Raw genomic sequence first — 3,360 nt, forward strand, 5'->3', positions numbered from 1 at the left:
TATACGCACTGCTTATGCCAAAGGACTTACCCGCAATGCCGTTATTTTTAAACATGCCCTGCGCAATGCCCTTAACCCGGTAATTACCGCTGTAACCGGTTGGTTTGCCGAGCTGCTGGCCGGGGCCTTTTTTGTGGAGTACATTTTTGGCTGGAAAGGCATTGGCAAGGTAACGGTGGATGCGCTGGAGAAATTTGATTTTCCCGTGCTCATGGGCTCCGTGCTATTCACGGCCGGTATTTTTGTGATCATTAACCTGCTGGCAGATGTGCTGTATACCATTGTAGACCCGCGCATTAAGCTTTAACACCGGCCGCTTTTTCCATCCGCTGCCGGGCAAAGGCAAATACCGGCCGCAGGTCGCCAAACGCAAACTTTTCCTTCATCAGCTCATATACCTGCTTTTGCTGTGCATCCAGCGTCATTTCCAGCGCAGGCATGCCATAGTGTACAAAGCTTTGTACCGGCTTACGCGTTCTTTCCCGGTTGTGCTTCTGCTGCAGACCGGGCGTCAGGTTGGCGCCATTGCCCGCATACCCCAGCGCCAGGCCCGTGCAGGGCTGGTACCCTTCGGGTATGGCAAATTCCGTGTATAACCTTTCATGATCAATGCCGGCGGCTTCACATACCTGCAGCCCTTCATGCACGGCCTGGAAGGTGAGGTTGGCCACGGCCAGTCCCAGATCGTGCCAGGCAAATACATTCGGCGCGCCGTTGTGCTGGAAATACAGTTTTACTACAGCTATTATCAGCACCGGCGCGGTGCGCGCCCAGGCCTGGTTATCCGGCGTAAAGCAGCGCAGTATCTTTTCATATTGTGCCGGGTTGTCTTTGGTGCCTGCTATAAAGTGCCAGGGCTGCTCATTAAAGCAGGAGGGGGCCAGGCGGGCCGCTTCAAAAAGGGCATTGAGCGTGGCGGCAGGCACGGGCCTGTCCTGGAACGATTTCGGGCTCCAGCGCTGCAGCAGCAGCGGGTGTACCGGTTGTGTAGTGGCAATGGCGTTGTTCATAGTAATATTATTTACTACAAAGTTCCGCCGGCAGGGGCTGCGGCTTGCATACAAAGCTCAGGTTATACTATACTTTTTTCGGATCTCCTCCCGGAACTGTTCAGGTGTTTGCCCCGCGTATTTTTTAAAAAAGCGGTAAAAGTAAGTGGCTTCATTGAAGTTCAGCTGGTAGGCAATTTCCTTAACGCTACCGGTGGTATGTACCAGCAGGCGTTTGGCTTCGAGTATTACCCGGTCGGCAATCAGCTGAGAGGGGCTTTTGCCGGTTTGCTTTTTAACCACATCGCTCAGGTAGCCGGGGGTAAGGTGCAGCAGGGCAGCATAGTCGCCGGCCGATTTCTGCTCCAGGAAATGCCGGTGAATAAGCTGCTGCAGCGTTTTTACAATACGCGCATCGTTCGTAAGCAGGTGAGGGGCCTGCCGCTCCTGCATCATGTGGTGAACGTGCGAAAAAAAGATGTCGAGATAGCTCCTGATAATACGGTCGCTCATGGTCTGCTGCTGTTCGTACGCTGCCAGCAGCTGCTCACAAAGGGCCAGCAGCAGCTGCATTTCTGTTTCATCCAGGTGCAGCTGTCCGCCCATCCATTCAATATTATCCAGCAGGGGGTGGGATTGCACAAAGTCCCTGGTAAAGAACAGCGCCACACCTTTAACGGTTTGGTGCGCATCCGGCTGCTGGTGCACATGATGTACCTGGTGAGGGCTTATGATGTTCAGGGTATTGGGCGCCATGGTGTACTCCTTAAAATCTACCAGGTGCTTACCGGCGCCCTGCTGTACCAGGCCGATAAAGTAAAAATTGTGGCGGTGCGGGCTGGCTATCCATTCACGGTTATCCGGGGGGCCGGCGCGCATTACCCGGCGTATGCTGAACTGTGCATCGGACTGCCGCTCCAGCGGGTAAACAGGTATTTTTTGCGGTTGCCTTGCCATAAGCGGTGAATGGGTGAAGATTGTGCCGATGATCCGATGAGTACAAACATAGGATAAAAAAGTATTTAAAAGTAAGGGGGCTATTATCCTAAATTTGGATTGCATACTTCAAATGCCACTTCTAGTTCACGTTTAACACAACAACAGCACTTAAGGAATGGTATAGCGTTGCACATACCAGCATGTTATGAACGCAGGCGGGGCCGTTCTTCCAAACAGCGGGCCCGCCTTTTTTGCTTGCCTGTTTGCTTTCTTTCCCTTATCTTAGAGAAGCCGGGATCACTTAAAGGACAGGCTATTTACCATTCTCCCGATCTATTGCATTGATTATTAAGTCCGGAACAGGCTATCCATAAAGCATTACCTATGCTTACGGCGGTATTTTAATATTAATATATTATACGTATAGTCTCCCCCGATTATAACTATGGTTAAAGTTTCCCGTTTTGCCAACAGGTAGGCGGGAACTTTTTTTTTGTATTTTTTGTAACAAACTATTTTTACGGTCGTCTTCCTCTTATAACATTCGCGTAAACGTCATAACGTTGATATGTCTTCAGAGCTGTTTCATTCCCAGGTAATGCCCATCCGTCCAAAGCTGTACCGCTTTGCCTACCGGCTGCTCAACAACGAGCAGGACGCGCAGGATATTACCCAGGATGCCATGCTAAAGGTATGGCACCAGCAGGAGCGGATGGCGGAGCTGCAAAACCTGGAGGCCTGGTGCATGCGTATCGTGCGCAACCTGGCCCTGGACCGGCTGAAGTCCAAAAAATACCGGAACACGGAAATGCTGGACAAAGCCGGCGGACATGCCGCCCATCAGCAAAACCCGCACCTGGCAGCCGAACAGCAGGATGTGATGAACCGAGTGCACCGGATCATTAATACCCTGCCGGAAAAATACCGGACCATTATTCAACTGCGCGACGTAGATGGCTTTTCCTACCAGGAGATTGCCGACATCCTGGAGCTGACGATGAACGAAGTAAAAACAAACCTGCACCGTGCCAGGAAAGCCGTACGGGAACAACTGCAAAACATTCAGGTATATGGATTACAATAAAATAAGAGCGCTGCTGGAGAAATATTGGGAGGGTGAGTCTTCACTGGAAGATGAAAAGCTGCTCCGTGATTTTTTTGTAACGCACACCGGCGATTTGCCCGATGACCTGCGCGAAACAGCACCGTTGTTCCGGTACTTTCAGCAGGAGCAGGAGCGGGAAGTACCGCAGCCCGTGGCCAGGGTAGTGCACCTGCGCAACAGCAGGCCCTGGCAGCACTGGATGAAGTACGCCGCTGTGCTGCTTATTATGGCCGGCATTGGCTACAGCCTGCAGCAGTTCCGCGAAAAGCAGCATAACCTGGTGGCTGCCGGCTGGCAGCAGGACACTTACAGCGATCCTGAAAAAGC

The 3,360-nt window shown here is 52.0% G+C and carries 5 protein-coding genes; 3 read left to right on the forward strand and 2 right to left on the reverse strand.

The window, feature by feature from the left end; genetic code table 11:
- The coding region (locus VFS25_RS05910) for an ABC transporter permease (RefSeq protein WP_326461199.1) at positions 1 to 307 on the forward strand (307 nt) is incomplete at its 5' end.
- Here the strand turns inward: VFS25_RS05910 and VFS25_RS05915 are convergent.
- Complete coding sequence (locus VFS25_RS05915; protein WP_326461200.1) at positions 297 to 1,010, reverse strand: nitroreductase family protein; 714 nt, start codon at positions 1,008 to 1,010, stop codon at positions 297 to 299. The two genes, VFS25_RS05910 and VFS25_RS05915, sit on opposite strands and share 11 nt — an antisense overlap.
- A 57-nt stretch (positions 1,011 to 1,067) precedes the next feature.
- Positions 1,068 to 1,946, reverse strand: a complete 879-nt coding sequence (locus VFS25_RS05920; RefSeq protein ID WP_326461201.1) for an AraC family transcriptional regulator — start codon at positions 1,944 to 1,946, stop codon at positions 1,068 to 1,070.
- A gap of 550 nt (positions 1,947 to 2,496) precedes the next feature.
- Here VFS25_RS05920 and VFS25_RS05925 point away from each other — a divergent pair.
- Together VFS25_RS05925 and VFS25_RS05930 are read left to right on the forward strand one after the other, a co-directional pair.
- A complete protein-coding gene (locus tag VFS25_RS05925; RefSeq protein ID WP_326461202.1) occupies positions 2,497 to 3,012 on the forward strand; it encodes an RNA polymerase sigma factor in 516 nt (171 codons plus the stop codon).
- The coding region (locus VFS25_RS05930; protein WP_326461203.1) for a hypothetical protein at positions 2,999 to 3,360 on the forward strand (362 nt) is incomplete at its 3' end. The genes VFS25_RS05925 and VFS25_RS05930, both read left to right, overlap by 14 nt.

Origin of the sequence: Chitinophaga sp. (assembly GCF_035761305.1) — a bacterium.
Lineage (GTDB): Bacteria > Bacteroidota > Bacteroidia > Chitinophagales > Chitinophagaceae > Chitinophaga.

Excerpts from the sequence above, each read along its gene's own strand:
- VFS25_RS05925 (WP_326461202.1), top strand. The coding sequence starts at position 2,497 with ATGTCTTCAGAGCTGTTTCATTCCCAGGTAATGCCCATCCGTCCAAAG.
- VFS25_RS05920 (WP_326461201.1), bottom strand. The coding sequence starts at position 1,946 with ATGGCAAGGCAACCGCAAAAAATACCTGTTTACCCGCTGGAGCGGCAG.
- VFS25_RS05915 (WP_326461200.1), bottom strand. The coding sequence starts at position 1,010 with ATGAACAACGCCATTGCCACTACACAACCGGTACACCCGCTGCTGCTG.